Here is a 25,678-nt window from a genome sequence, read left to right as displayed (position 1 = left end):
AAGAACACGCACACACCATCACCACTGACACACTCGCCAGCCGCTCCGGGGCAACCGTTCCAACTTATCTCCTGCCGCTTCCCGGCGCAAACCGGGGCGATCAGGACATCTCGAAAACATCGAACCAAGTTCGGTATTCTCGGGAAGTTCAGGCGCCTGCGTCCAACCTCGTGTCCCCGGCCTCTCGGTCGGGGTTGGTGTCCGTGTCGCTCTGACCTGGAATAAGTTACGCGACGGGAAACGGAGCGTCAAATCCCCAGGTCACACGCATCCGGCAGGTAAAATCCGCTGGTGGCCCGCGCTGCGCGCGGGCCACCGGACCGGAGTCCGCCGAATTACGCCGGTGTGACCCGCCGCACGCTAGTTCGACAGCACCTTGATGCCGGCGAAGTTGCGCTTTCCCCGGCGAATCACGAGCCACGTTCCGTGCAGCAGATCGGTCGGTGCCGGGGTCCAGTCCTCACTCGAGATCTTCTGGTTGTTCACCGACGCGCCGCCTTCCTTGACAGTGCGGCGGGCCGCACCCTTGCTCTCGCACAATCCGCTGAGAACCAGAAGGTCGACGATGCCCGCGGGCTCCCCCGGCGCAAGTTCCGCGACGGACGCCTCGCGGAGGGCGGCACCGAGGGTCGGCTCGTCCAGGTCCTGCAGTTCCGCGCGACCGAACAGTGCCTGGCTCGCGAGCTCCACCGCGCGAGTGTTGGCTTCGCCGTGCACGAGCGTCGTCATCTCGGCGGCGAGCCTTCGCTGTGCCTCGCGTGCATGCGGCCGCTCGGCCGTCGCCGTCTCCAGTTCCGCCAACTCCTCGGCCGTGAGGAAGGTGAACCACCGCAGGTACTTGATCACGTCGGCGTCGCCGGTGTTCACGAAGTACTGGTACCACGCGTAGGGACTCGTCATCTCCGGGTCGAGCCACAGGCTTCCGCCGCCGGTCGACTTCCCGAACTTCTTGCCGTCCGCCGACGTGACGAGCGGGACGGTCAGACCGTGCACCGACTCGGCGTCGATGCGACGGTTCAGTTCGACGCCCGCGATGATGTTGCCCCACTGGTCGGATCCGCCGACCTGCAGCGAGCAGCCGTGACTGCGCCGCAGGTGCAGGTAGTCGTTGGCCTGGAGCAGCATGTAGCTGAACTCGGTGTAGGACATGCCGTCGGATTCGAGGCGCCGCTTGACGGTGTCTCTCGCGAGCATCACGTTGACGGAGAAGTGCTTGCCCACGTCGCGCAGGAAGTCGATGGCCGACAGCTTGCCGGTCCAGTTCATGTTGTTCTCGATAATCGCGCCGCTCGCCGAGTCGTCGAAGTCGACGAAACGTTCGAGCTGCCCCCGGATCCGATCGGCCCATTCGGCCACGGTGTCGGCGGAGTTCATCGTCCGCTCACCGACGTCGCGGGGATCGCCGATCAGACCGGTCGCTCCACCGGCCAGCACGATGGGGCGGTTGCCCGCACGCTGGAATCGCTTCAGCGCGAGCAGGGGCACGAGATGACCGGCGTGCAAACTCGGTCCGGTCGGATCGAAACCGGCATAGAGCGTGACCGGTCCGGCGTCGAGATCACGGCGCAGCGCGTCCAGATCGGTTGATTGGGCGATGAGCCCGCGCCAGGTCAGTTCATCGATGATGTTCTCAGTCACGGCTCCGATCATCCCATCTGCTCGTCGGCGGGCATCGCACGCGGGCTTCTCCGGTACGCGGACACGGCCGGCGACTCGGGAATCCAGAAGCGCCACGGCCGGTCGGCGGCCGTGCTGACACCGACCCGGGGGCCACTCACCCAGCCGTCCGACTCCCCGACCTCCAGTCGAACCGGTGAATCGGACTCGAAGAGTGCCGCACCGTTCTCCGCGAGGGTCACGCCGGTCGCGGACCCCAGGTTGCCGGGACCGCGCGCCCACTCCGCGGGTCGCGCGACGCGGGGCCTGCGCGCCTGGACCGTCGCGCAACCGTCGAGCACTTCGCCCGCCCGGAGCAGCACCCCGCCCGCGATTCCGACGGGCCCATACGACACGTTCATACAGAAGTGCATTCCGTAGCTGCGGTAGACGTACAGATGCCCGGCCGGTCCGAACATCACCTCGTTGCGCGGCGTCCTTCCCCGGTACGAGTGCGATGCCGGGTCGGGCCACGGGCCGTCCTTCTCCCCGCCGTACGCCTCCACTTCGACGATGCGGATGCGGACGTCTCCGACGATCAGCGTGGATCCGAGGACGATTCGCGCGGCGTCGACGGGTTCGGCCCGGTCAAGTCGATCGATGGTCACGTCCCGATTCTCCACAACCGTTGACGTCGCCACCCCGGCGGTCGCATAATTCATCAAGCAATGAATTCACCCAGTGATGAATTGAGGCCCGCCATGACCGGCAGCCCGGCGATCGACATCCGAGATCTGCACGTGCGAAGAGGCAAGAACGAAGTGCTGCACGGCATCGACGTCCAGGTGCCGAGCGGATCCATCACCGGCCTCCTCGGACCCTCCGGCTGCGGAAAGACCACGCTGATGCGGTGCGTGGTCGGCACGCAGATCGTGGAATCGGGGACGGTCACGGTGCTGGGCTCCCCCGCAGGCTCGGTCTCGTTACGAAGCCGCGTCGGATACGTCACCCAGTCCCCCAGCGTGTACGCCGACCTCTCGGTCAAGAAGAACGTGGCCTACTTCGCCGCGCTCTACGGCCAGCCCTCGGACGCGGTCACCGAAGCCGTCGACGCGGTGGGGTTGACCCGCTTCGCAACCCAGAAGGCCGCGGATCTGTCGGGAGGACAGCTGGGACGGGTCAGCCTCGCCTGCGCGCTGGTGGCACGCCCCGAGATCCTCGTGCTCGACGAGCCGACCGTCGGACTGGACCCACTCCTGCGCGTCGAACTGTGGGAACGGTTCGAAGCCCTCGCCGACGCCGGTACCACCCTGCTCGTGTCGAGCCACGTCATGGACGAGGCCGAACATTGCGCTTCGCTGCTCCTCATGCGCGACGGCTACGTTCTCGCGCAGGTCTCCCCCGGCGAACTCCGGGAGCAGACCGGTGAGACGAGCCTCGAAGACGCCTTCCTGAACCTCATTCGCGCATCACATGTCGGGAGCGAGAACTGATGAACGTCACGATCTTCGCGGCCACTGCAGGACGGATCCTCGCGCAACTGCGAACGGATCACCGCACTGTCGCCATGATTCTGGTGGTACCCAGTCTGCTGATGGTGTTGCTGTACTTCCTGTATCAGAACGTTCCGGCGCCGCCCGGTCAGCAGTCGCTGTTCGAGCGCGTCGCGATCACGATGCTCGGCATCCTTCCGTTCGTCGTGATGTTCCTCGTCACGTCGATCGCGATGCAGCGCGAACGGACGTCGGGAACACTCGAACGCCTGCTCACGACCCCGATGGGCAAACTCGACCTGCTCGGCGGCTACGCGGCGGCGTTCTCCACGGCCGCTGCCGCGCAGGCGGCGCTGGCGTGCGTCGTCTCGTTCGGATTCCTCGGCCTCACCACCGAGGGCAGCGTGACGTGGGTGCTGCTGATCGCCGTGCTGAACGCGATACTCGGCGTCGCCCTCGGCCTGTTGTGCAGCGCCTTCGCACGCACCGAGTTCCAGGCGGTGCAGTTCATGCCGGTGGTCGTGGTGCCCCAGCTCTTCCTGTGCGGTCTGCTCGTTCCGCGAGATCAGCTCCCCACGTGGCTCGAGTGGATCAGCAACGTCCTCCCGCTGAGCTACGCGGTCGAGGCGCTGCAACAGGTCGCCACCCATCCCGGGGCGACGGGGCTCATGTGGCGCGACCTGGCGGTGGTCGCCGCCTTCGCGCTCCTCGCACTGTCGCTGGGCGCCGCGACCCTGAGGCGTCGCACACCATGACCGGCCCCGCGACACGCGCGGACGCCACCCCGGGTCTGCGCACTGGACGACGCCCGGGCAACCCGGACACACGGTCACGAATCCTGGCGAGTGCACGGAAACTGTTTGCACAGAACGGCTTCGACAAGACCAGTGTGCGCTCGGTGGCCACCGGGGCCGGCGTCGACTCCGCCCTGATCCACCACTACTTCGGAACCAAACGAGAACTGTTCCTCGCCTCGGTGGACATTCCCGTGGATCCTACGCAGGTGATCGCCCCGGTGCTGGACATCCCGACGGGCGAGGTCGGCAGTCACCTCGCCCGGGCCGTCTTCTCCGTCTGGGAGTCGCCGCACAGGCCCGCCGTGGTCGCGGCGTTCCGGTCCGCGATGGCGGGAAACGAACCCAACCTGATTCGCACGTTCCTGCTGGAGGTCGTGCTCCGAGACCTCGGACCGCGCGTCGACGAGCCGCCGGGAACCGGGATGCTGCGCATGCAGCTGGTGGCATCCCAGATGGCCGGGGTTCTGGTGACGCGGTACATCCTCGAATTCGAGCCACTCGCGTCGCTGCCCGTCGACGACCTCGTCGCGATCGTCGGACCGACGTTGCAGCGCTACCTCACCGGCGCTCTGCCGGTGTGATCGGGCTCACCCGAGTCAGGTGTGATCAGGCCTCGCCGGCAGCCCGGGCGAGCAACGTCTCGTGCTCGTCCGCGCCGACGTCCCGGGCCTCGTCGATGAGGAGGACGGGAATCCCGTTCTCGATGGGATACGCCCGTCGCAGGCGAGGGTTGTAGAGCAACTCGTCGCCGACCAACAGCAGAGGACCCTTGTCCTGTGGGCACGCGAGAATGCCGAGCAACGTCGGATCAATAACCACGGAAGTCCTCTCCAACCGTTCGGGTGAGCAGTGTCAGGTTACCGCGCACCGGCAGGCACCCCGGCCGAGCCGTTCTGAAACTCCGCGGCCACCGCCTTCGTCAGTCGCTTGTACTGCTGCGATTCCGGATCGACGTACCACACACGGGTTCCCGGCTTGGGCAGTCCGGCCGCGCTCAGCGCCTCGGCGTTCGGACGGTACGAGGACCCCAGCGGGATGTCCTCCACCACCTGGATGATGTCGGGTCGCAGCGCGGGAGGAAGCACCTCGAAGGCGTCGGAGATTTCCGCCAGCCTCGGCGCCCGCCCTTCGCGGAGGGTGAACGCGGCCACGGCCAGTGTCCGGCCTCCGACCTCCACCCCGTAGGCAACAGCGAGGTCGACGCGATCGACGGACACGAGCGCATCGACGATCGGCTGGGTGAACACGGCTCCCCTCGGAGTCGCGATGACGGTCTTCCGGTGGTCGACCAGCCAGTAGTCCCCGTCGGCGTCGCGACGGAAGAGGTTCTCCGTCGGAATCCAGGCGTCGCCCGCGGCAAAGATCCCCCGCATCGCGCCGCCGGACATCTCGGCGTGCACGCCCGCCCTGCCGAGGAGCAGACCGACCTCGTCGTCCTGGCATTCCCGGATGAACCCCTGCTCGTCCTCCAGCAGTCGGCCGGCGATCGGGTCGTAGGCCGCGAGCCGGACCTCCGCGCTCCCCGGGAGGGGGCGTCCCTTTGCCCCGACCTTCGCGCCTGCGACGTTCGCGAGAACCACGTCGCCCTCGGTGGACGCGTAGAACTCGAGGACTTTCGCCGGTGCGAACCGCTCCGTCGTGCGACGCCACAACCCCTGCGGCATTCCGGATCCGATGAAGAGCCGGACGGGGTGACTGCCGTCGAGCGCGAGGTTCTCGGCGTCGAGGATTTCTCGCATCATCGTCCACGTGTAGCTCACCACGGTCACCCCGTAGCGGTGGACTTCCTCGGCGAACCGCTCGGGATCGACTCCGCGTGAGAGCGCGATCCGGGAGCCACCTGCCACGGCACCACCGATCGCTGCCAGCAGACTCGACGAATGATGCAGGGGTGCAAGGCAATATACGGTGTCGCCACGGTCCAGATCGGCGGCCGAGGCCGTTCCGAACGCCGACAGCGCCCACCGGTAATTGGTGATCTGTTTCGTCTCCCAATGGCCGTTGGACTCACTGCAGATGATGAATGCCAGTTCACGAGCCAGACCGGGATCGGGCCGGTACCAGCCCGGCAGTGTCACTGCGGCGGGGTCGATCTTCTCGAGGTCCACGACGTTCGCCGAGGGATCGACGTCGAGGTCGCGCTGGTCGCCACCGCCCAGAACCAGGACCTGCATCCCGGTCGCGATCGCCGCGTCGAGATTCTCCGGGTCGGTGACGATGCGTTCGACACCGTCGATGCGGATCGCGGTGTGGACCTCCCGGCCCGGGGGCAGGAGGACAGCCACGGCACCGAGACGGGACAGCGCCGCGATGGCGGCGAGCGCACTCGGGCGCGTCTGCATCACGACGCCGACGTGAGCGGCGGGACGGACACCGGCCTGGATCAGGCCGCGCACCACGTTGTCGATCCGCTGATTGACCGCCGCGTAGGTGTGGACGCGATTGTCGAAGAGGAAGCACTCGCCGCCCGGCGCCTTCCGCCCCTGTTCGGCCAGCAACCGGCTGAGCGAGATCTGGGTGTGGGGCTGGATCTGACCGAGCCGGGCCAGCCGTGGCAGCGCCCGCGTGGCCTCGCCGGACAGCTCCACCGTTCCCCGCAGCGCCCCCGAAGCGAAATCACTGATCCCCTTGCCGACACCGACGCCGACCTCGGCGACCGACGCCACGGTGTGAATGATGCGGTCGCTGATGGAGACTCCGGATTCGCTGCCGAAATGTTCGTCGTAGCGCATGAGCTCGATATTGGTGGGCCGTGGGCCGAGACCCTCGTTCCACAGCACCCATTTCCCGGTCGTGGGCCACGTGTGGGTCGCCGCAGCCGAACCGACGACGAGGCCGAAATGTCCTGCCCGCAAAGTTGATTCGTACACATTCGCCCGTGGGGCGGCCCGGCGGATACCGCGGACGGCCAACGGCTGACCGATGTCGTCGACTTCCCCGACGAACGCGAGGATGGGGCAGGTCAACTCCGCGAGCGACACGACCTGGTCCTTGATCACGAACCCGCCGGTCATCATGCGGTTGTGCACGATGAACTGCTTGAGCAAATCCGCAACAGCAGGACCGGACCACGCCACCCAGCCCTCCGTCGCGAGGAAGCGCCGCTGCTGCTCCCGCGGCAACAACGCTTCCCGGTCGTGCAACTGACGCAGGAAGTCGAGCCTCGACTTCAGTGTCTTGACGGGATCGAGAAGCTGAAAACCGGTGCGCGCCATCCACCCCGACACCGCGAGCCGGTTGAAGACGTGGTCCGCGAGGAAGCCGGCAGCGTCGGTGGCGAACCCCGCCGGGATGCCGAACGGCAGCCCGGCGAGCGTGTCGACCGGACTGCCGAACGTCACGAGGCCGGCGATGTTGCGACTGCGGCGATAGGCGGCGGCCTGGTAGGCGAACATGCCGCCCTGCGAGTATCCGGACAGGTAGACGTCGCGACCGGTGTGCGCCCGCACCTGGTCGATGATCTCGCTGATCGCGACGATGTGGTCGGCGAGATTCCGATCCCACCCGCCCTCTTCGGAATCCGGCGATCCGAAGTCGACCACCCACGGGTCGATCCCCATCGAGTGCAGGATGCCGACTGCGCCTTGATCCCGGGTCACGTCGTAGACGTCGGCCGACATCATCATCGGCGGGACCAGGACGATGGGGGGCCCGGCGTCGGCAGGGTCGGTGTCGGGGAAATACCTGCGGAGCCGATACATCGGTGCGCGTTCGACCACCTCGAACGGCGACGTGGTGAGATCCGTCTCGAGTCCGCCGAGGCGAACTACCTCCAACCCGTTCTGCGCCGTCGCCACCACGCGACGGATCGGGCCCATCACCGTTTCGGTATTCAGTCCCACGAACACTCTCCCAGACTCTCGAACCGTGACGCACGTCTCACTGCCGCCCGCCCTCACCCTACTGCGCTCGACGCGTCACACAGCCCCTAATCCGGGGCGTCCGACACGGGCGTCATCGACACCACTCACGCAGCGACTCGGACAGCTGACGGACCCCGCCCAACTGTTCGGCCACACGGATACCGGCCGTACCGCCGCGGGCGTTACGCGAGGCGATCGAGCCCTCGACGGTGAGCACCTCCCGCACGTCCGGAGTGAGCGCCGGATCGACCCCGGCAAGTTCGTCGTCGGTGAGATCCTCGAGTCCGACGCCCCGCGCCTCGGCAACGCGGACGCACGCCCCCGCCGCCTCGTGCGCGACCCGGAACGGGACGCCCTGACGAACGAGCCACTCGGCGATGTCGGTGGCCAGCGTGAATCCCGCCGGTGCCAGTTCCGCCATTCGGTCCGTGTGGAATTCGAGAGTGGAGACCAGTCCGGTGATCGCCGGGAGCAGCAACTCGAGCTGCGCCACCGAATCGAAGACCGGCTCCTTGTCCTCCTGCAGATCCCGGTTGTACGCGAGCGGCTGCGCCTTCAGGGTGGCCAGCAGACCCGTCAGGTTACCGATCAGCCGCCCGGACTTGCCGCGGGTGAGCTCGGACACGTCCGGGTTCTTCTTCTGCGGCATGATCGACGAGCCGGTCGACCAGGCGTCGGCGAGCGTGATGTAGCCGAATTCCGGAGTGCTCCAAAGGATCACCTCCTCGGCCATCCGCGACAGGTCGACGCCGATCATCGCGAGCACGAACGCCGCCTCGGCCGCGAAGTCCCGCGACGACGTGGCGTCGATCGAGTTCTCGGCCGACGAATCGAAGGCGAGTTCCGCGGCGATCGCCTCGGGATCGAGTCCGAGTGACGAGCCGGCCAGCGCCCCGGAACCGTACGGCGACACGGCCGCCCGCACGTCGAAGTCCCGCAGCCGCTGAACGTCACGAAGCAACGGATGCGTGTGCGCCAGCAGGTGGTGCGCGAGCAGCACCGGCTGCGCGGCCTGCAGGTGGGTCTTGCCCGGCATCACCGCGGAAGGGTGCGCGGCTGCCTGCGTCGCGAGGGCATCGACGACGTCGAGAACACCCGCCGCCACCCGGCGGACGGCGTCCCGCAGCCACATCCGGAACAGCGTCGCCACCTGATCGTTGCGCGAACGCCCGGCGCGCAGGCGTCCCCCGACCTCCGGACCGACCCGATCGATCAGCCCGCGCTCGAGCGCCCCGTGCACGTCCTCGTCGGATTCGCTCGGGACGAACTCGCCGCTCGCGACGTCCGCCGCGAGCCTGCCGAGACCGTCGAGCATCGCCGCCAGGTCCTCGTCACCGAGCAGGCCGGCCTTGTGCAGCACCCGGGCATGCGCCTGGGACGCGCGCACGTCGTACGGGGCCAGCACCCAGTCGAAGTGGGTGGACTTGCTCAGCGCCGCCATGGCGGCGGCCGGTCCGGACTCGAACCGGCCGCCCCAGAGGGCTCCTTCGTTGGTGCCGTGAGCACTCATACCTAGAGGCCCAGATCGCGCTTCGCCGCGACCTTCGAGGACAGTCCGTGGATCTGCACGAATCCCTTGGCGTAGGACTGGTCGAACGTGTCGCCCTCGTCGTAGGTCGCCAGGTTGAAGTCGTACAGCGACTCGTTGCTGCGGCGGCCGTTGACGATGATCGCACCGCCGTGCAGCACAAGCCGGATGTCGCCGGAGACGCGTTCCTGCGTCTTCTCGATGAACGTGTCCAGCGCGACCTTCAGCGGGGAGAACCAGAGGCCGTCGTACACCAGCTCGCTCCAGCGCTGCTCGGTCTGACGCTTGTAGCGGCCGAGTTCGCGTTCCTGCGTGACGTGCTCGAGTTCCTGGTGGGCGTGGATGAGGACCATCGCTCCGGGAGCCTCGTAGATCTCACGGCTCTTGATGCCGACGAGACGGTCCTCGACGACGTCGAGGCGGCCGACACCCTGAGCGCCGGCGCGGCGGTTGAGCTCCTGGATCGCTTCGAGGACGCTGACCGGCTTGCCGTCGATCGCGACGGGCCGGCCGGCCTCGAAGCTGATGATCAGCTCGTCGGGTGCCTGCCAGTTGACGGTCGGGTCCTGCGTGTAGTCGTAGACGTCCTTGGTCGGCGCGTTCCACAGGTCCTCGAGGAACCCGGTCTCGACGGCGCGGCCCCACACGTTCTGGTCGATCGAGAACGGCGACTTCTTGGAGACGTTGATCGGGATCTCGTTCTCCTCGGCGAACGCGATCGCCTTCTCCCGGGTCCACGCGTAGTCGCGGACCGGTGCGATGACGTCCAGGTCGGGGGCGAGCGATCCGAAGCCGACCTCGAACCGGACCTGGTCGTTGCCCTTGCCGGTGCAGCCGTGCGCGACCGTGGTGCCGCCGTGGGCACGCGCGGCCTCGACGAGGTGCTTGACGATCAGCGGGCGGCTGATGGCCGACACGAGCGGGTAGCGGTCCATGTAGAGGGCGTTGGCCTGGATGGTCGGCAGGCAGTATTCGTCGGCGAACTCGTCGCGCGCATCCACCACGACCGACTCGACCGCACCGCAGTCGAGTGCACGCTGACGCACGACCTCCATGTCCTCGCCGCCCTGGCCGAGATCGATGGCGACAGCAACAACTTCCTTGCCCGTCTCCTTGCCGATCCAGCTGATGGCGACTGAGGTGTCCAGCCCGCCCGAGTAGGCGAGTACGACGCGATCGGCCATGGTCCTTGTGCTCCTTAGGTTGAAGATCTGTAGAGATGATTCAGTTGTCAGGCGAGGGATTCGATCTTGGCCGCGAGTTCCGCCCCGCTCAGCGGCTCCCGTGCCACCACGAGAATGGTGTCATCCCCCGCGATGGTTCCCACGACGTCAGGTAATGATGCCCGATCGAGTGCACTCGCCAGATAGTGCGCTGCCCCCGGGGGAGTTCGCAGCACCGCCATGTTGCCACTGGCATCGGTCGATACCAGTAACTCCCCCAGCAACCGCGACAGCCGGTCGGTTCCGCCGGAGACGCCGCGGACGGGATTTCCGTCCTCGGGCACCACGTAGACCCCGGCGCCGCCGTCTGCGGCGCGAAGCTTCACGGCACCCAGTTCCTCGAGATCCCGCGACAGCGTGGCCTGGGTGGCGTCGATGCCCTCGGCGGCGAGCAGCGCCGCGAGTTCGGTCTGGCTGCGGACCGGGTTGTTCGACAGGATCGCGACGATGCGTGCCTGCCGTCCCGCCCGTGTGGGTGCCGTCGCCGCGTTCGCGGGGCGCTGCGGCGGTGCCGCACTTGCACGCTGCGGCGGTGCCGCACCTGCACGCTGCGGCTGAGCCGCACCTGCACTCTGCGGAGGTGCCGCACTCACGGACGGTCCCCGGTTCGCTGTGCGAGCAGCCACACGAGCAGTGCCTTCTGTGCGTGCAGCCGGTTCTCCGCCTCGTCCCAGACGACGCTCTGCGGTCCGTCGAGGACGTCGTCGGTGATCTCCTCCCCGCGGTGGGCGGGCAGGCAGTGCAGGACCACCGCGTCGGCGTCGGCCTTTGCGAGCAGCGCCTCGTTGATCTGGAACGGGCGGAACGGGCCGACGCGGTCGAGCCCGTCGTTCTCCTGGCCCATCGACGTCCAGGTGTCGGTGACGAGTGCATCCGCGCCGACGACCGCCGTCTGTGGGTCACCGGTGAGGGTGATGGTCGCGCCGGTCTCGGCCGCCCGCGCCCGGGCTGCCTCGACCACCCACGGCAGGGGCGCGAATCCCTCGGGGCTGGCGATGGTCACGTTGACGCCGGCGGTCACACCGCCCAGCATCAGCGAGTGCGCCATGTTGTTGGCGCCGTCGCCGAGGTAGGTGAGCTTCAGCCCCTTCAGCGAACCCTTCCGCTCCACGAGCGTCTGCAGATCGGCCAGGACCTGGCACGGGTGGAACTCGTCGGACAGCGCGTTGACGATCGGGACGTCGGCGCCGGACGCCATCGCCTCGAGCCGCTTCTGCCCGAACGTGCGCCACACCACGGCGTCGACGTACCGCGACAGGACACGGCCCGTGTCCTGCAGCGTCTCCTCGCGGCCGAGTTGGGTGCTGCGACCGTCGACGACGATCGCGTGACCGCCGAGCTGCGCGATGCCCATCTCGAACGAGAACCGGGTGCGCGTCGAATTCTTCTCGAAGATCACGCCGACCCCACGGGGGCCTTCGAGCGGACGCTCCGCGAACGGAGCCTTCTTCAGCCTGGCGGCGAGTTCGAGGACTTCGGCCTGCTGTGCAGGGGTGAGGTCGTCGTCCCGGAGAAAATGTTTCACCACGGTCGTCACTGCTTTCCCGGCTGAGCGGCCGATTGCGCGTTGTCGAGAATCGCGGGCAGCGCCGCGACGAAACCTTCGGCCTGATCGTCCGTGAGGACCAGGGGCGGAGCCAGCCGGACGACGCCCGGTTGCGCGGCGTTGATCAGGTATCCGGCCTCGCGCGCGCTGTTCTCCACCGCGGGGGCCACGTCCTGGGTCAGGACGATGCCGAGCAGCAGCCCGGCGCCGCGAACGTGGTCGATCAGCGGATGTCCGAGACCTTCGATGCCGGCCGACAGCGACTTGCCGAGCGTGTCGGCGCGGGAGATGAGGTCGTCCTCGGCGATCGTCCGCAGCACGGCGAGCGCCGCCGACGCGCAGACGGGGTTCCCGCCGAACGTCGTGCCGTGCTTGCCCGGCCCGAACAGGTCCGCGGCCGCGCCGGTCGCGATGCACGCGCCGATCGGCATCCCGCCACCGAGACCCTTCGCGAGGGTCATGACGTCGGGCACGATCCCGACCGCCTGGTGTGCGTAGAACCAGCCCGTGCGCCCGATCCCGGTCTGCACTTCGTCGAGCACGAGCAGGGCGCCGCGATCGGCGGTAATCCGCCGTGCGCCCGCGAGGTATCCCTCCGGCGGAACGACGACACCGCCCTCACCCATCATCGGCTCCAGGAACACGGCAGCGGTGTCGGCGTCGACGGCGCGATCGAGTGCGTCGAGATCGCCGTACGGCACGTGCTCGACACCCGGGGGCATCGGCTCGAACGGCGCGCGCTTGGCGGCCTGGCCGGTGAGCGCGAGAGCACCCATCGTCCGGCCGTGAAAGGAGTTCTCCGCGGCGATGATCTTCGATCGGCCCGTGGCCCGCGCGAGCTTGAACGCCGCCTCGTTGGCCTCGGTGCCGGAATTGCACAGGAAGACACGTCCGGGGGCGCCCAGGTGGGACAGCAGCTTCTCGGCCAGTTCGATCGCCGGCTCGCTGGCGTACAGGTTCGACACGTGCCCGAGGGTCGACAACTGCGTCGTGACGGCCTCGATGATCGCCGGGTGCGCGTGCCCGAGGATGTTGACGGCGATGCCGGCGAGGAAGTCGACGTACTCCTTGCCGTCGGCGTCGGTCAGCACCGCTCCCTGACCACGCGTCAGTGCCACCCGGGGGACGCCGTACGTGTTCATCAGAGCGCCGGACCAGCGCTGCTGGAGTTCCGGGGTTCCGGTCATGAGGCAACTCCCTCGGTAGGTGAAGTCGGGCCGGGCGTGACCATCGTGCCGATGCCCTCGCCGGTGAACAGTTCGAGCAGAACGGAATGGGCGACGCGGCCGTCGATGACGTGCGCGGTGGGCACGCCGCCGCGGACGGCGCGCAGGCAGGCCTCCATCTTGGGCACCATGCCGGCGTCGAGGCTGGGCAGCAGTTGCGCGAGCGCGTCCACGTCGATCTCGGTGGCCAGCGAATCGCGGTCCGGCCAGTTCGTGTACAGCCCTTCGACATCCGTGAGGACCACGAGCTTCTCGGCGCCGATGGCCTCGGCGAGCGCGGCGGCGGCGGTGTCGGCGTTGATGTTGTGCACCACACCGTCCGAGTCGGGGGCGATGGTGGACACCACGGGAATTCGGCCCGCACGGATCAGATCCAGGACGGCCTCCGGGTTCACCGTCGTGACGTCGCCGACGAGACCGATGTCGGTCGGCATGCCCTCGACCATCACGGTGCGCTTGGTGGCGGTGAACAGGTGCGCGTCCTCACCGGAGATGCCGACGGCGTACGGTCCGTGCGCGTTGATCAGTCCGACCAGTTCGCGGCCGACCTGACCGAACAGCACCATCCGGACGACGTCCATGACCTCGGGAGTGGTGACGCGGAAGCCGCCCTTGAATTCGCCTGTCATGCCGAGCTTTCCGAGCATGGCATTGATCTGGGGGCCGCCGCCGTGCACGACGACCGGCTGAATTCCGACCGTCCGCAGGAACGCCATGTCGGCCGCGAACGCCGTCTTCAGCGCGTCGTCGACCATGGCGTTGCCGCCGTACTTCACGACGACGACCTTGTCACGGAACTGCTGCAGCCACGGCAGAGCCTCCGCCAGGACGTGCGCCTTCTGGTGATCGGTGATGCCGCTGAGTGCCTCGCTGGTCGCTGTCATGACGAATACGCCGAGTTCTCTTCGACATACGCGTGCGACAGGTCGGTGGTCCGGATGGTCACGGCGTGCTCGCCCAGACCGAGGTCGATGTCCAGGGAGATGTCGATGTCGCTCAGGTCCACATCCCGCGCACCCGGTGCGCCGACGCCGTCGATGCAGACGGGGGCGCCGTTGAACGACACCGAGATCGTGTCGGGGTCCAGTTCGATCGGCGCGATGCCGATGGCGGCGAGTACCCGGCCCCAGTTGGGGTCGGATCCGAACAGCGCCGTCTTGACGAGACTGTCCCGCGCCACCGTCCGGGCGCCGATCAGGGCGTCGTCCTCGCTGACCGCGCCGCGGACCGTGATCCGCACCCGCTTGGTGACGCCCTCCGCGTCGGCCATCATCTGATCGGCCAGATCGTCGCAGACGGCCGTCACGGCCGCATTCAGTTCGTCCTGGGTCGGTGTCACGTTGCTCGCACCGGACGCCAGCAGCAGCACCGTGTCGTTGGTCGACGTGGCACCGTCGACGTCCAGCCGATCGAACGTCACCCGGGTGGCCGCCCGCAGCGCAGCGTCGAGTTGCGCCGCGGTCGCGACGGCGTCGGTCGTCACGACGCACAGCATCGTCGCCAGCGCGGGGGCCAGCATGCCTGCGCCCTTCGCCATTCCGCCCACGTTCCACTTGTCCGCATGGTGCAGGGCGGCCTGCTTCGGCACCGTGTCGGTGGTCATGATCGCGTACGCGGCGTCGGTGCCACCCGAGATTCCCCCGGCGAGTTCGTGCACCGCCTCCGTGACCCCGGCCAGGACCTTCTCCATCGGCAGGCGGTCGCCGATCAGACCGGTGGAACACACCGCGACCTCGACGGCTCCGGTCTCGGTTCCCCAGTTGCTCAGCGCGGATGCCACTTCCTCGGCCGTCTTGTGCGCGTCCTGGAACCCGCCCGCACCCGTGCACGCGTTGGCCCCACCGGAATTGAGCACGACGGCGCGCAGCCTGCCCGTGGTGAGCACCTGCTGCGACCACAGCACGGGGGCGGCCTTCACCTTGTTCGCGGTGAAGACGCCGGCCGCCGCGAGCTCGGGTCCCTCGTTGACGACGAGAGCCAGGTCGGCGTTGCCGCTCGCCTTGATACCCGCCTTGATCCCGGCCGCGCGGAAGCCCGCGGGCCCCGACACTCCCTGGGTTCGGACCAGGGTGCCGCCGGCGACCTCCCGGGTCGGGTGCGGATCGATCGTGCTGTCACTGCTCACGGGGCAACTCCCACTGTCGAGAGACCGGCGGTCTCGGGTAGTCCAAGCGCAAGATTCATCGATTGCACCGCTCCGCCGGCGGTGCCCTTCGCAAGGTTGTCGATCACCGCGACCACGACGATTTGACCGGCGTCGGCGTCGACCGTCACCGCGATCTGGACCGCGTTCGATCCGACGACGGCACCGGTCTGCGGCAGCACACCCTGGGGCAGGACGTGCACGAACGGCTCGTCCGCGTACGCCTTTTCGTAGATCGCGCGCACCTCGTCCTCGGACGCCGTGGTGGCCGCGGTGCAGGTGGCGAGGATGCCGCGCGGCATCGGCGCCAGCACGGGGGTGAACGACACGGTGACGCGCTGACCGGCGAGTTCGGAGAGGTTCTGGATGATCTCCGGGGTGTGGCGGTGCACGCCGCCGACACCGTAGGCACGGACCGAACCCATCACCTCGGAGCCGAGCAGGTCGGCCTTGGGTGCGCGGCCCGCGCCAGAGGCACCGGTGACGGCGACGATCGTGACCCGCGGTTCGACGACACCCGCCGCGACCGCCGGGGCCATCGCCAGGCTCGACACCGTCGGGAAGCACCCGGGGACGGCGATGCGTGTGGCGCCGACGAGTTTCTCGCGGGCACCCGGCAGTTCCGGGAGTCCGTACGGCCAGCTACCTGCGTGCGGGCTCTTGTAGTACCGCTCCCAGTCCTCGGCGTTCGTCAGCCGGAAGTCGGCGCCGCAGTCGATGATGACCGTGGACTCGGGCAGCGCCTTCGCGTACTGCGCCGAATTGCCGTGCGGCAGACCGAGAAACACCACGTCGTGCCCGGCGAGCGTCTCGACGGTGGTGTCCTCGAGCACTCGGTCGGCGAGGGGAAGCAGGTGCGGATGGTGCGAGCCCAGAGTCGATCCGGCGTTGCCGCCGGCAGTGAGCGCACCGATGACGAGCGAACCGTCCGCATACGACGGGTGCCCCAGCAGCAGACGCAGCACTTCGCCACCGGCGTATCCGCTCGCGCCGGCGACGGCAATCCTGATCGGTTTTCCCGCGTGCTCAGTCATACGATTGATTATGCATCATCATGCAAGCTAATACACACCGCGGTCTCTCGACGGGACGGAATGCGTGGTCACTGCTTGCCGAGCGACCGCCGAATCTCGTCGAGCTTGGCCTTTCCCGCCTTCTCCCGCTTCTCCCACGCCTCGTCCAGCGACTGCCCCGACGGGCTGTCGTGCGCGAGTTCGGAGGATCCCATCGCCGTCCCGAACCGTCCCTCGATCCGCTCACGCACGCGGTCGAACGTCGGGACCCCGCCCGGCGTGTAGTCCGGCTCGGGCACAGCGGGCGCGATGTGGGGCACGACCTCCGCGGTAACCGGATCCTCGGCCGGAATCGCCGCGCCCACGTCCACCGCCGCGAGGAGCGCCCCGAGACCCGGACGACCCGCGGCCACCGCGCGCACCACCTCGAGGAACTCGGCGTCGGTCAACTGACTCGCCGCCGCCACGACGTCGCGCACTTCGGTCATCGCACTGCTCCTCACCGCCTCGGGCCCTCCACCCAGGCTACGGGTCAGCTGCGCAGTTCGGCACCCACGGCAGCGGACGCCGCGGCCACCGCGGCGTCGCGGGCGGCGCTCGCCTCGTCCTCGGTCAGGGTGCGGTCGACGCCGCGGAATCGCAGCGCGAACGCCAGCGACTTCCGGTCCTCCCCGACCTGCGCACCTTCGAACACGTCGAACAGCCGGATGTCCTCGAGGAGCTCTCCTCCACCCGACCGCAGGGCCGCCTGGACCTCGGCGGCGGGTACCGCCGTGTCGACCACGACCGCCACGTCCTGAAGGACCGCGGGGAAGGGTGAGACCTTCGGCGCGGGCAGGTTCTCCACCAGCGGCAGGGCGTCCAGATCGATCTCCACGGCACTCGTCCGCGGGGGAAGCCCGGCGCGCTCGAGCACGGCGGGATGCAACTCGCCCGCGTGGCCGACGACGACACCGTTCACGAGCAGTTCCGCGCCGCGGCCCGGGTGCCACGGCAGGTATTGCGTCGCGCGGAACTCCAGTTCGACACCGGCGGCGGCAGCGACCGTCCGGGCGGCGGCGAACGCGTCGGTGGCGTCGGCTGCGCGTCCCGCGCCCCACGGGCCGCTCGGCTCACGCTGCCCCGTGAGCACCGCCGCCACGTGCACCGGCTGGTCCGGCAACGACTGCAGCAGTGCCGTGATCTGTTCGTCGGTCGGGCGGCGATCCACCGGCAGTGCCTCGACCGGCTTGGTGTCGGCGCCGGGCAGCACGACCTGCGCGATGCCGAACAGCGACAGGTCGCGCTGACCGCGGGAGACGTTGCGCGCGAGAACCTCGAGAAGTCCGGGAAGGAGCGTGGTGGCCAGTTCCGGCCGATCCGATTCGAGCGGGTTCAGCACCGTGCTGGTGTTCCTGCGCGGATCCTCGGGGTCCAGGCCCCACGTGTCGAATATCGCCGTGGGAAGGAAGACCGGAGGCAGGATCTCGACGTATCCCGAGAACGCCAGAGCCCGGCCGACCGCGCGTTTGCGGCGCTGCGCCGGAGTCAACCCACGACCCGCGGGGGCTGCGGGCAGCACCGACGGAATCTTCTCGAGCCCCTCGAGGCGCAGCACCTCCTCCACCAGGTCGGCGGGCTGCACCAGATCGGGCCGCCAGGACGGCGGACCGGCGACGAGCTGACCGTGTCCGCTGTCGCTGACCCCGACCTCGACGTTGCAGCCGATCTGCGTGAGCCGGCGCGCAGCGGTGCCGGTGGGGTAGTCGACACCCGCCACGCGGTCGGGGAGGTCGATGTCCATGTGGATGGGCTCGTGCGGGGTGACCTCACCGATGTCGGTGAGCGCCGGCTCGACCCGCCCGCCGGCGATGTCGACGAGCAGCGCGGCCGCCCGGTCCAGTGCCGCGACGGGGATCTCGGGGTCGACCACACGCTCGAAACGCTTGCTGGCCTCGCTCGACAGCTTGTGCCTGCGCGCGGTCTTGAACACCGCGAGCGGATCCCACGTGGCCGCCTCGAGCAGGATGTCGGTGGTTTCCGACCCGACCTCGGTGGACGCGCCACCCATGATCCCGGCCAGCGACACGACGCCCGAATCGTCCGAGATCACGACGTCCTCGGGGTCGAGGACGCGCTCGGTCTCGTCGAGAGTGGTCAGCTTCTCCCCCGCCACCGCGCGGCGCACGACGAGTTCGCCGCTGATCTTCGCGGCATCGAACGCGTGCAGCGGCTGGCCCAGTTCGAGCAGAACGTAATTGGTGACGTCGACGGCCGGCGAGATCGGGCGGACCCCCGACAGCAGCAGGCGGCGCTGCAGCCACCACGGGCTGACCGCCTTCGGATCGATACCCGTCACCCGGCGGGCGGCGAAACGCGTCGCCTTCGACTCCGGCTCGACGCGGATCGGCCAGGCCTCCCCCTCCGCCGGGTACGGCGCCACCGACGCCGGGTCGGCGAAGTCGAGGTCGAACCCGCACGCCAGTTCACGGGTGAGCCCGCGGACGGAGAAGCAGTAGCCGCGGTCCGGGGTGATGTTGAGTTCGATGACCGTGTCGTGCAGGCCCATCAACTCGTTGGCGTCCGCGCCGGGGAGCGCGGTGCCCGGCTCGAGGACGAGGATGCCCGAATGGTCCTTGCCGATGCCGAGTTCGGCCACCGAACAGATCATCCCGTCGGAGACCTGCCCGTACGTCTTGCGGGACGCGATGGCGAAACCACCGGGAAGGACTGCGCCGGGGAGTGCGACCACCACGAGGTCGCCTACGGCGAAGTTCCGGGCGCCGCACACGATGCCCTGCGGCTCGGCCGCCCCCACATCCACCTTGCAGAAGCGGATCGGCTTCTTGAACTCGGTGAGCTCGGTGATCTCGAGAACCTTGCCGACCACGAGGGGGCCGTCGACGGGCTCGAGCCGGTCGACTTCCTCGACCTCGAGCCCGACCCGGACGAAACCTGCGTCGAGTTCCTCGGCGGTGACGTCCCAGTCCGGGGTGGCACGCTGCAGGATCTCGGTCAGCCAGGATTGCGCTACTCGCACGTCTGCTCAGCTCTCTCGTTCGTGAAGATGTCGTGACTGTGGTGGGCGGGATTCGGGTGACGCGAAGTCAGCCCTGGACACCGAAGGGCAGCGTGAACCGCACGTCGCCCTCGACGATGTCGCGCATGTCCGGGATCCCGTTCCGGAACTGGAGTGTGCGCTCGAGCCCCATGCCGAACGCGAACCCGGTGTACACGTCGGGGTCGATGCCGGAGGCGCGCAGCACATTCGGGTTGACCATTCCGCAGCCGCCCCACTCGACCCAGCCTGCGCCACCCTTCTTGTTCGGGAACCAGACGTCCACCTCGGCGGACGGTTCCGTGAACGGGAAGTAGTTCGGGCGCATCCGGGTGCGGGTCTCGGGACCGAACAGTGCGCGGGCGAACGCGTCGAGCGTGCCGCGCAGGTGGGCCATGGTGAGGCCCTTGTCGACGGCGAGACCCTCCACCTGAGAGAAGACCGGGGTGTGGGTTGCGTCGAGTTCGTCGGTGCGGAACGTCCGCCCGGGGCACACCACGTAGATCGGCACCTCGCGCGAGAGCATGGTCCGCACCTGTACCGGCGACGTGTGCGTGCGGAGCACCTGGCGCGAGCCCTCCGGTGCGATGTGGAACGTGTCCTGCATCGTCCGCGCGGGGTGATCGGGCAGGAAGTTGAGGGCATCGAAGTTGAAGTGCTCGGTCTCCACCTCCGGGCCCTCGGCGACCTCCCAGCCCATCGCGACGAACACGTCCTCAACCTGCTCGGAGATGATGCTGATCGGGTGGCGGGCGCCCACCGGCTGACGCTGCGACGGCAGGGTCACGTCGATGGCCTCGGCCACGAGCACGGCCGCGTCCCGTTCGGCGAGCAGGACGGCGCGGCGCTCGTCGAACGCCGCACTGATCCGGGTGCGGGCGACGTTCACGCGCTTGCCTGCGTCGGCCTTCTCCTTGCCCGGGAGGGCTCCGAGTCCGCGTCGGGCGAGGGCGATCGGCGACTTGTCGCCCATGTGCTCGACCTTGGCCTTCGCCAGGTCGTCGAGATCCGCCACCGACGCGAACGCCTTCTCGGCGCTCTCCGCTGCCGCAGTCAGAGCGTCCTCGGTGAGCGCACTCGCATCGACCGCGCCGCCTTCGACGCCCGTGGAGGCAGCGCCCTCTTTTTTAGCCACGACCGGTGCCACTCCTTAAGTTCTTTCAGTCAACACTCTCGACGAAACCGAAACAGCTCGCCGTCAAATCCTATGCGATCCGATTTTCGCCGGTTCAGCTGTCGGTTCGCTTGCGATTCTGGACCCGTGCGCTCGAATACAGGCAGATCGACGCCGCCGTCGCCAGGTTGAGGCTCTCGGCTCGACCGTGGATCGGAATCCGCACCCGGTAATCGGCTCGCGCGGACGTGGCCGCGTCGAGGCCGTGGGCCTCGTTGCCGAACAGCCACGCCGTGGGGCGGGCCAGCAGTTCGTCGGCGTCGTCCAGATCGACCTCGCCGTCGGCCGCCGTGGCGAGCAATTGAATTCCCGCCGCGCTGATGCTGTCGAGGACCGCCGCGGTGTCCCGTTCACGCACCACCGGAAGGTGGAACAGGCTTCCGGCGGACGCCCGGACGCATTTGCCGTTGTGCGGGTCGACGCTGTCGCCCGCGAGAATGGCCGCGTCCGCGCCCACCGCGTCCGCGACCCGGATGACGGTGCCCGCGTTACCCGGCTCCGCGACCGCCACCGGGACCGCGAGCAGACGGGTTCCGGGTCCGATCGCCTCCGCCAGCGGAACGTCGAGGAGATCGCACACCGCGACGAGACCCGGCGGGGTCACCGTGTCGCTGAGCGCTCGAACCGCCCGGTCCGTCACCAACGACGTACGGACGCCCGCCGTGTGTGCCCGGTCGATCAGCCTCGCGTACCGCTGCTCGGCGTCCTCGGTGTAGAAGAGATCGTGCACGGGACGGGTGTCGAGTGCCTCGCCGACGGAGTTCTCGCCCTCCACCAGGAAGCGCCCGACCTTGCGGCGTTCCGCGGTGCGCAGCAGCTTGACAGCAGAAACGACCCGTGGAGTGCGCTCGGTGAGCGGGTCCACGGGTCGTTTCCGAGGCTCTGAAGGCCGGGGCTCTGAAGGCCGGGGTGCTGCGAGACTCAGGCCGCTTCTCCGGCCGGAGCGTTCACGTCAGCCGGGAGCGCCGCCTTGGCGAGGGCCACGAGGCCGGCGAACGCCGCCGCGTCGGACACGGCCAGCTCGGCGAGGTTCTTGCGGTCGACCTCGATCTCGGCCAGACGCAGACCCTGGATCAGGCGGTTGTACGTGATGTCGTTCGCCCGTGCAGCAGCGTTGATACGCGTGATCCACAGCTTGCGGAAGTCGCCCTTGCGCGCACGGCGGTCACGGTAGGCGTAGGTCAGCGAGTGGAGCTGCTGTTCCTTCGCCTTGCGGTACAGGCGCGAGCGCTGTCCGCGGTAGCCGCTGGAGGCTTCGAGAATCGAACGACGCTTCTTCTGGGCGTTTACCGCCCTCTTTACGCGTGCCACTGAAAAATCCTGTCAATCTTGGGGCGGTGAGCTGCCCCGGGTGGTCAGTAAAAGGGTGTCGACTCAGATGTCGAGCAGGCGCTTGATGCGAGGAGTGTCAGCCTTGCTGACGACAGCCACGCCATCGAGGCGACGGGTCACCTTCGTGGCCTTGTGCTCGAGCAGGTGGCGGCGACCGGCCTTCTGGCGCAGGATCTTTCCGCTGCCGGACACCTTGAATCGCTTCGCGGTGCCGCTGTGGGTCTTCGACTTGGGCATGGAGTCCTCAGTTCTCTGTATCCGGACCGTGATCCGGGTCGTGCTGGTGTAGTCGGACTAGCTGGTCGGCGCTTCGCCGGGCGCACTGTCGCCCGCCTGCTCCGCAGGTGCCGCCGGAGCCTGTGCCGGTGCGGCCGGCGCGGGAGTTGCCCGCTGCGCCGGCGGCGCAGCGGCGCTTTCCTGCGCCTTCACACGGGTCTTCGCGCCCTTGTGCGGAGCGAGCACCATCGTCATGTTTCGACCGTCCTGCTTGGCGGACGTCTCCACGAACCCGAGATCCGCGACGTCTGCACCGAGACGCTGCAGCAGCCGGAATCCGAGCTCCGGACGCGACTGCTCACGTCCGCGGAACATGATCGTGACCTTGACCTTGGATCCCGCTTCGAGGAAGCGCACGACGTTGCGCTTCTTCGTCTCGTAGTCGTGATCGTCGATCTTGGGGCGGAGCTTCTGCTCCTTGATGACCGTGAGCTGCTGGTTCTTGCGCGACTCACGCGCCTTCTGCGCGGCCTCGTACTTGAACTTGCCGTAGTCCATGATCTTGCAGACCGGCGGGCGAGCGTCGGGGGCCACCTCGACCAGGTCGAGATCGGCCTCGAGGGCCAAGCGGAGTGCATCTTCAACACGCACGATGCCAACCTGTTCACCTCCGGGTCCGACGAGGCGGACCTCGGGAACTCGGATGCGATCGTTGATGCGGGTCTCAGTGCTGATGGGGCCTCCTAGGTTGAACGGTCTTGTCTCGAGACCGCCAGCAGCCCGTACGCCCGGATTCCCAACAAAAAAGCCCCGCGGCGGTGAATGACTCTCACCATGCGGGGCCCGATGTCGACCGATCAGACGAACTCACGGCTCACGCCGATCCCTCATCTCCTCACATTCGAGGAACTCGAACCGAGTAACCTCGGACCGAGCGACCGGACCACTGAACTGCAGTTTTACCTGCCGCGCAGAGGTGGGAGTCGGACTCCACTTGCTGCCCCCGACAAATCCGAAGGCGGTCGTTGCGTCAAGAGTAACATTTGCGCACGTCGCGAGCTAATCGATACCGGGACGTTGCGCCACAGGGCCCTGGTGGAATCCTCTAAGGCATGACGGACAACATCGATGACACCCCGAACGACGGCACCCCGACCGGCGGTGACCAGAATACCGACGTCCGGGAACTGGCCGACGTTCCCTCGGTCGAGGTCATCAGCCGCGCCGCGGTCATGCTCATGAGTTCGGCAGCCGAGAAGCTCGGCCTGTCCGACGCCGACCCCGACTCCAGCCCGCACCGCGACCTCGACGAGGCCCGGCGGGTCATCACCGCCCTCGCCGGCCTGGTGACCGCGTCCATCGAGTACCTCGGACCGCACGCGGGACCGATCCGCGAAGGCCTCCAGGCGCTGCAGCGGGCGTTCCGCGAGGCGTCCTCGCACCCGGACGAACCGGGCAAGGGTCCGGGCGAGAAGTACACCGGCCCCGTGTACTGACATGGCGAGGCGCAACAAGACCGCGCAGACGCCTGCCGGCGTCGACGAGTTCCTCGCCACGATCGCCGACCCGGTCAAGCGCGCCGACAGCGTACGACTGGTGGAGCTGCTCACCGCTGCGAGCGGAGAGCCCGCCGCGATGTGGGGCACGAGCATCGTCGGGTTCGGCTCCCGCCACTACAGGTATGCCAGCGGACACGAGGGCGATACCGCACTGATCGGCTTCTCGCCCCGGGCCGCGGCACTCACCCTGTACCTCTCGCTCGACTTCACCGAGCACGAGGCCGAATTCGCCGCACTCGGCAAGCACACACTCGGCAAGGGCTGCCTCTACGTCAAGAAGCTCGCCGACGTCGACGAGTCGGTTCTCGTCGCATTGCTGAACCGATCCGTGGCCGCCGCCCGCGCGCTCTGATCGAATCTCACCGTTCGAACACGCTGCGCGCGTCGGCAGGCGGTTCGCCGAAAAGGCTCGGATCGCGCGGGACGAACGACCGGCCGGTGAGGGTGGCGTCGGACACCCGGTCCAGCCGGAACCACCGCACACCCGCCCGGCTCAGGCACCACGCGATGAGGAACCACGATCCCCTCGTGTGAGCGAGAAGGTGCGGTTCGACGACCCGTTCGGTGCGCTCGCCGTCCCGGTCCACATATCGGAGCGACACCATCAGTTCGCGCTGCAATCCGTCTTCGACGACGCGGCGGACGCGTGGTTCCGCGCTCGCCGTGTCGGCGTCTCGGCGGATCCACACCTTCGCGCCGAGGCGCTCCACCCGCTCCCTCGACTCGGAATCCATCACGTCGAGCAGCTTGGCCAGCGCGGCGCGGCCGTCGGTCGCGAACGGAGCATCGCGAAACGCCGTCAGGGCCAGTGCCACCGAGACCGCTTGAGCGGGAGTGAAATTCACGGGCGGTAACGTGCCGTTCCCGATGATCCCGTATCCCCCACCCGGCCCGGCACTGGCCCAGATCGGGGCGCCCGAGGACTGCAGCACGGCGACGTCCCGCTTGATCGTCCGGGCGGTCACCTCGAACTGCGCCGCCAACTGCTCCGCGGTCCGGCCCCGGTCCCCCGCGCGGCGTAGTTCTTCCGTCAGGGCGTGAAGGCGGGCTGGACGGTCCATGAGGGCAGTCTGCCGAACGACCGCGGCAAAGTCCCGATTCTCGCCGACCGATTCCGTTATACGACTGTGACACTTACGGTGACACGCAGATGTCACCGTTGCGGGTTCACTCTTGTCCCATGACCCAGACAAACGAATCACACGACAGCACAGGCACTCACATCATCCTGGCTCCCGGATTCTGGCTCGGCGCATGGGCGTGGGAGGCAGTGGCTTCCGACCTGATCCGGCGAGGACACCACGTCACCGCGGTGACCCTGCCCGGGCTTCACTCCGCGGACAGCGACCGCGCCGGCATCCGACTGGACGATCACATCTCCGCAATCGCGGACGTCGTCGCGGACACACCGTCGTCGGAGCGGGTTGTGCTCGTCGCGCACAGCGGTGCGGGACCGGTGGCCTACGCGGCGAGCGACCGGGTGCCCGGCCGCCTGGCCCGCATCGTCTACGTCGACTCGGGGCCATTGCAGAACGGCACCGCACTCCGGGAGGATCTCGATGCGTCGGTCACCGAGATCCCGCTCCCGTCGTGGTCCGAACTCGAAGCCGACGGCAGCAGTCTCGACGGACTCGACGACGCCATGCTCGAGACGTTCCGCAGCCGCGCGGTGCCGGAACCCGCCGGTCCCGCGAGGGACAGGCTCGAACTCCGCGACAGCAGCCGTCTGGACGTGCCGACCACGGTGATCTGCACCAGTTTCCCGTCGGAGGTCATCCAGCAGATGGCCGGCGCGGGCCATCCGATGGCCGCCGAACTCGCGCAGATCGCGAAGGTCGACTACGTCGATCTGCCGACCGGCCACTGGCCGATGTGGTCGCGGCCCGCAGACCTCGCGACCGCGATCGACACGGCCGCGAGGGACTGACCGAA

At 68.3% G+C, this 25,678-nt stretch carries 26 protein-coding genes; 6 read left to right on the top strand and 20 right to left on the bottom strand.

The features are described 5' to 3' along the window. Window positions 1-360 precede the first annotated feature (360 nt). Window positions 361-1,638: a tyrosine--tRNA ligase gene (tyrS, locus tag QM841_RS26380; RefSeq protein ID WP_280782467.1), complete on the bottom strand. Its 1,278-nt coding sequence runs from the start codon at window positions 1,636-1,638 to the stop codon at window positions 361-363. An 8-nt stretch (window positions 1,639-1,646) separates the two neighbouring features. Continuing rightward, the gene (locus tag QM841_RS26375) at window positions 1,647-2,318 is read right to left on the bottom strand and encodes a DNA-3-methyladenine glycosylase (protein WP_283334331.1); all 672 of its coding nucleotides are present in this window, start codon (window positions 2,316-2,318) and stop codon (window positions 1,647-1,649) included. A gap of 39 nt (window positions 2,319-2,357) precedes the next feature. Here QM841_RS26375 and QM841_RS26370 point away from each other — a divergent pair, with 39 nt between their 5' ends. From QM841_RS26370 to QM841_RS26360, 3 genes are read left to right on the top strand one after another with little or no spacing between them, the layout of a single operon-like run. Further along, window positions 2,358-3,089 carry an ABC transporter ATP-binding protein gene (locus QM841_RS26370; RefSeq protein WP_280782469.1) on the top strand — a complete coding sequence of 244 codons (732 nt, stop codon included), beginning with the start codon at window positions 2,358-2,360 and terminating at the stop codon, window positions 3,087-3,089. Beyond that, window positions 3,089-3,844 carry an ABC transporter permease gene (locus QM841_RS26365; RefSeq protein WP_280782470.1) on the top strand — a complete coding sequence of 252 codons (756 nt, stop codon included), beginning with the start codon at window positions 3,089-3,091 and terminating at the stop codon, window positions 3,842-3,844. Before QM841_RS26370 ends, QM841_RS26365 begins: the two co-directional genes overlap by 1 nt. Beyond that, window positions 3,841-4,467, top strand: a complete 627-nt coding sequence (locus QM841_RS26360) for a TetR/AcrR family transcriptional regulator (protein ID WP_283334330.1) — start codon at window positions 3,841-3,843, stop codon at window positions 4,465-4,467. The genes QM841_RS26365 and QM841_RS26360 overlap by 4 nt, the downstream gene beginning before the upstream one ends. Before the next feature lie 25 nt (window positions 4,468-4,492). On the opposite strand, the gene QM841_RS26355 is transcribed toward QM841_RS26360, so the two are convergent. From QM841_RS26355 to infC, 17 genes are all read right to left on the bottom strand, one after another. Further along, window positions 4,493-4,705, bottom strand: coding sequence for a Trm112 family protein (locus QM841_RS26355; RefSeq protein WP_005247353.1), 213 nt, complete (start codon window positions 4,703-4,705; stop codon window positions 4,493-4,495). Between the two features lie 38 nt (window positions 4,706-4,743). Beyond that, window positions 4,744-7,734, bottom strand: coding sequence for an acyl-CoA synthetase (locus QM841_RS26350; protein ID WP_283334329.1), 2,991 nt, complete (start codon window positions 7,732-7,734; stop codon window positions 4,744-4,746). A gap of 106 nt (window positions 7,735-7,840) precedes the next feature. Then, window positions 7,841-9,259 carry an argininosuccinate lyase gene (gene argH / locus QM841_RS26345; RefSeq protein ID WP_280782473.1) on the bottom strand — a complete coding sequence of 473 codons (1,419 nt, stop codon included), beginning with the start codon at window positions 9,257-9,259 and terminating at the stop codon, window positions 7,841-7,843. Between the two features lie 2 nt (window positions 9,260-9,261). Beyond that, a complete protein-coding gene (locus tag QM841_RS26340) occupies window positions 9,262-10,461 on the bottom strand; it encodes an argininosuccinate synthase (protein WP_283334328.1) in 1,200 nt (399 codons plus the stop codon). A 47-nt stretch (window positions 10,462-10,508) separates the two neighbouring features. Then, complete coding sequence (locus tag QM841_RS26335; RefSeq protein WP_280782474.1) at window positions 10,509-11,093, bottom strand: arginine repressor; 585 nt, start codon at window positions 11,091-11,093, stop codon at window positions 10,509-10,511. Continuing rightward, window positions 11,090-12,037, bottom strand: coding sequence for an ornithine carbamoyltransferase (gene argF / locus QM841_RS26330; protein ID WP_280782475.1), 948 nt, complete (start codon window positions 12,035-12,037; stop codon window positions 11,090-11,092). The genes QM841_RS26335 and argF overlap by 4 nt, the downstream gene beginning before the upstream one ends. Then, a complete protein-coding gene (locus QM841_RS26325; RefSeq protein ID WP_280782476.1) occupies window positions 12,034-13,233 on the bottom strand; it encodes an acetylornithine transaminase in 1,200 nt (399 codons plus the stop codon). Before QM841_RS26325 ends, argF begins: the two co-directional genes overlap by 4 nt. Next, window positions 13,230-14,156: an acetylglutamate kinase gene (argB, locus tag QM841_RS26320; RefSeq protein ID WP_283334327.1), complete on the bottom strand. Its 927-nt coding sequence runs from the start codon at window positions 14,154-14,156 to the stop codon at window positions 13,230-13,232. The genes QM841_RS26325 and argB overlap by 4 nt, the downstream gene beginning before the upstream one ends. Next, on the bottom strand, window positions 14,153-15,397 hold the full coding sequence (gene argJ, locus QM841_RS26315; RefSeq protein ID WP_280782477.1) for a bifunctional glutamate N-acetyltransferase/amino-acid acetyltransferase ArgJ: 1,245 nt from the start codon (window positions 15,395-15,397) through the stop codon (window positions 14,153-14,155). Before argJ ends, argB begins: the two co-directional genes overlap by 4 nt. After that, on the bottom strand, window positions 15,394-16,449 hold the full coding sequence (gene argC / locus QM841_RS26310) for an N-acetyl-gamma-glutamyl-phosphate reductase (protein ID WP_280782478.1): 1,056 nt from the start codon (window positions 16,447-16,449) through the stop codon (window positions 15,394-15,396). Before argC ends, argJ begins: the two co-directional genes overlap by 4 nt. 68 nt (window positions 16,450-16,517) lie before the next feature. Next, entirely contained in the window at window positions 16,518-16,916 is a 399-nt protein-coding gene (locus QM841_RS26305; RefSeq protein WP_280782479.1) for a hypothetical protein, read from the bottom strand. Between the two features lie 44 nt (window positions 16,917-16,960). Next, the gene (pheT, locus tag QM841_RS26300) at window positions 16,961-19,447 is read right to left on the bottom strand and encodes a phenylalanine--tRNA ligase subunit beta (RefSeq protein ID WP_283334326.1); all 2,487 of its coding nucleotides are present in this window, start codon (window positions 19,445-19,447) and stop codon (window positions 16,961-16,963) included. Between the two features lie 67 nt (window positions 19,448-19,514). Continuing rightward, window positions 19,515-20,600: a phenylalanine--tRNA ligase subunit alpha gene (pheS, locus tag QM841_RS26295; protein ID WP_283334325.1), complete on the bottom strand. Its 1,086-nt coding sequence runs from the start codon at window positions 20,598-20,600 to the stop codon at window positions 19,515-19,517. 94 nt (window positions 20,601-20,694) lie between these two features. Then, window positions 20,695-21,504 carry a TrmH family RNA methyltransferase gene (locus QM841_RS26290; RefSeq protein WP_283334324.1) on the bottom strand — a complete coding sequence of 270 codons (810 nt, stop codon included), beginning with the start codon at window positions 21,502-21,504 and terminating at the stop codon, window positions 20,695-20,697. A 56-nt stretch (window positions 21,505-21,560) separates the two neighbouring features. Next, window positions 21,561-21,950 (bottom strand): 50S ribosomal protein L20, encoded by a 390-nt coding sequence (rplT, locus tag QM841_RS26285; protein WP_005247385.1) that lies wholly within the window; start codon window positions 21,948-21,950, stop codon window positions 21,561-21,563. Between the two features lie 63 nt (window positions 21,951-22,013). Then, window positions 22,014-22,208, bottom strand: a complete 195-nt coding sequence (gene rpmI / locus QM841_RS26280) for a 50S ribosomal protein L35 (protein ID WP_005247390.1) — start codon at window positions 22,206-22,208, stop codon at window positions 22,014-22,016. A 57-nt stretch (window positions 22,209-22,265) separates the two neighbouring features. Next, window positions 22,266-22,922, bottom strand: coding sequence for a translation initiation factor IF-3 (infC, locus tag QM841_RS26275; RefSeq protein WP_080606194.1), 657 nt, complete (start codon window positions 22,920-22,922; stop codon window positions 22,266-22,268). A 377-nt stretch (window positions 22,923-23,299) separates the two neighbouring features. Between infC and QM841_RS26270 the strand changes: the two genes are divergently transcribed. Together QM841_RS26270 and QM841_RS26265 are read left to right on the top strand one after the other, a co-directional pair. Next, window positions 23,300-23,683, top strand: coding sequence for a DUF1844 domain-containing protein (locus QM841_RS26270; RefSeq protein WP_009473626.1), 384 nt, complete (start codon window positions 23,300-23,302; stop codon window positions 23,681-23,683). A gap of 1 nt (window position 23,684) precedes the next feature. Next, complete coding sequence (locus tag QM841_RS26265) at window positions 23,685-24,098, top strand: DUF1801 domain-containing protein (protein ID WP_283334323.1); 414 nt, start codon at window positions 23,685-23,687, stop codon at window positions 24,096-24,098. Between the two features lie 7 nt (window positions 24,099-24,105). On the opposite strand, the gene QM841_RS26260 is transcribed toward QM841_RS26265, so the two are convergent. After that, window positions 24,106-24,807: a helix-turn-helix transcriptional regulator gene (locus tag QM841_RS26260; RefSeq protein WP_283334322.1), complete on the bottom strand. Its 702-nt coding sequence runs from the start codon at window positions 24,805-24,807 to the stop codon at window positions 24,106-24,108. A gap of 119 nt (window positions 24,808-24,926) precedes the next feature. Between QM841_RS26260 and QM841_RS26255 the strand changes: the two genes are divergently transcribed. Continuing rightward, window positions 24,927-25,673 carry an alpha/beta fold hydrolase gene (locus tag QM841_RS26255; RefSeq protein WP_283334321.1) on the top strand — a complete coding sequence of 249 codons (747 nt, stop codon included), beginning with the start codon at window positions 24,927-24,929 and terminating at the stop codon, window positions 25,671-25,673. The last annotated feature ends 5 nt before the right edge of the window (window positions 25,674-25,678 follow it).

The sequence above is a fragment of the Rhodococcus sp. IEGM 1307 genome, from assembly GCF_030056915.1.
Classification (GTDB): Bacteria; Actinomycetota; Actinomycetes; order Mycobacteriales; family Mycobacteriaceae; genus Rhodococcus_F; species Rhodococcus_F opacus_D.
Note: the sequence above shows the minus strand (reverse complement) of the source record. Positions and strands in the feature narration are given on the sequence as shown.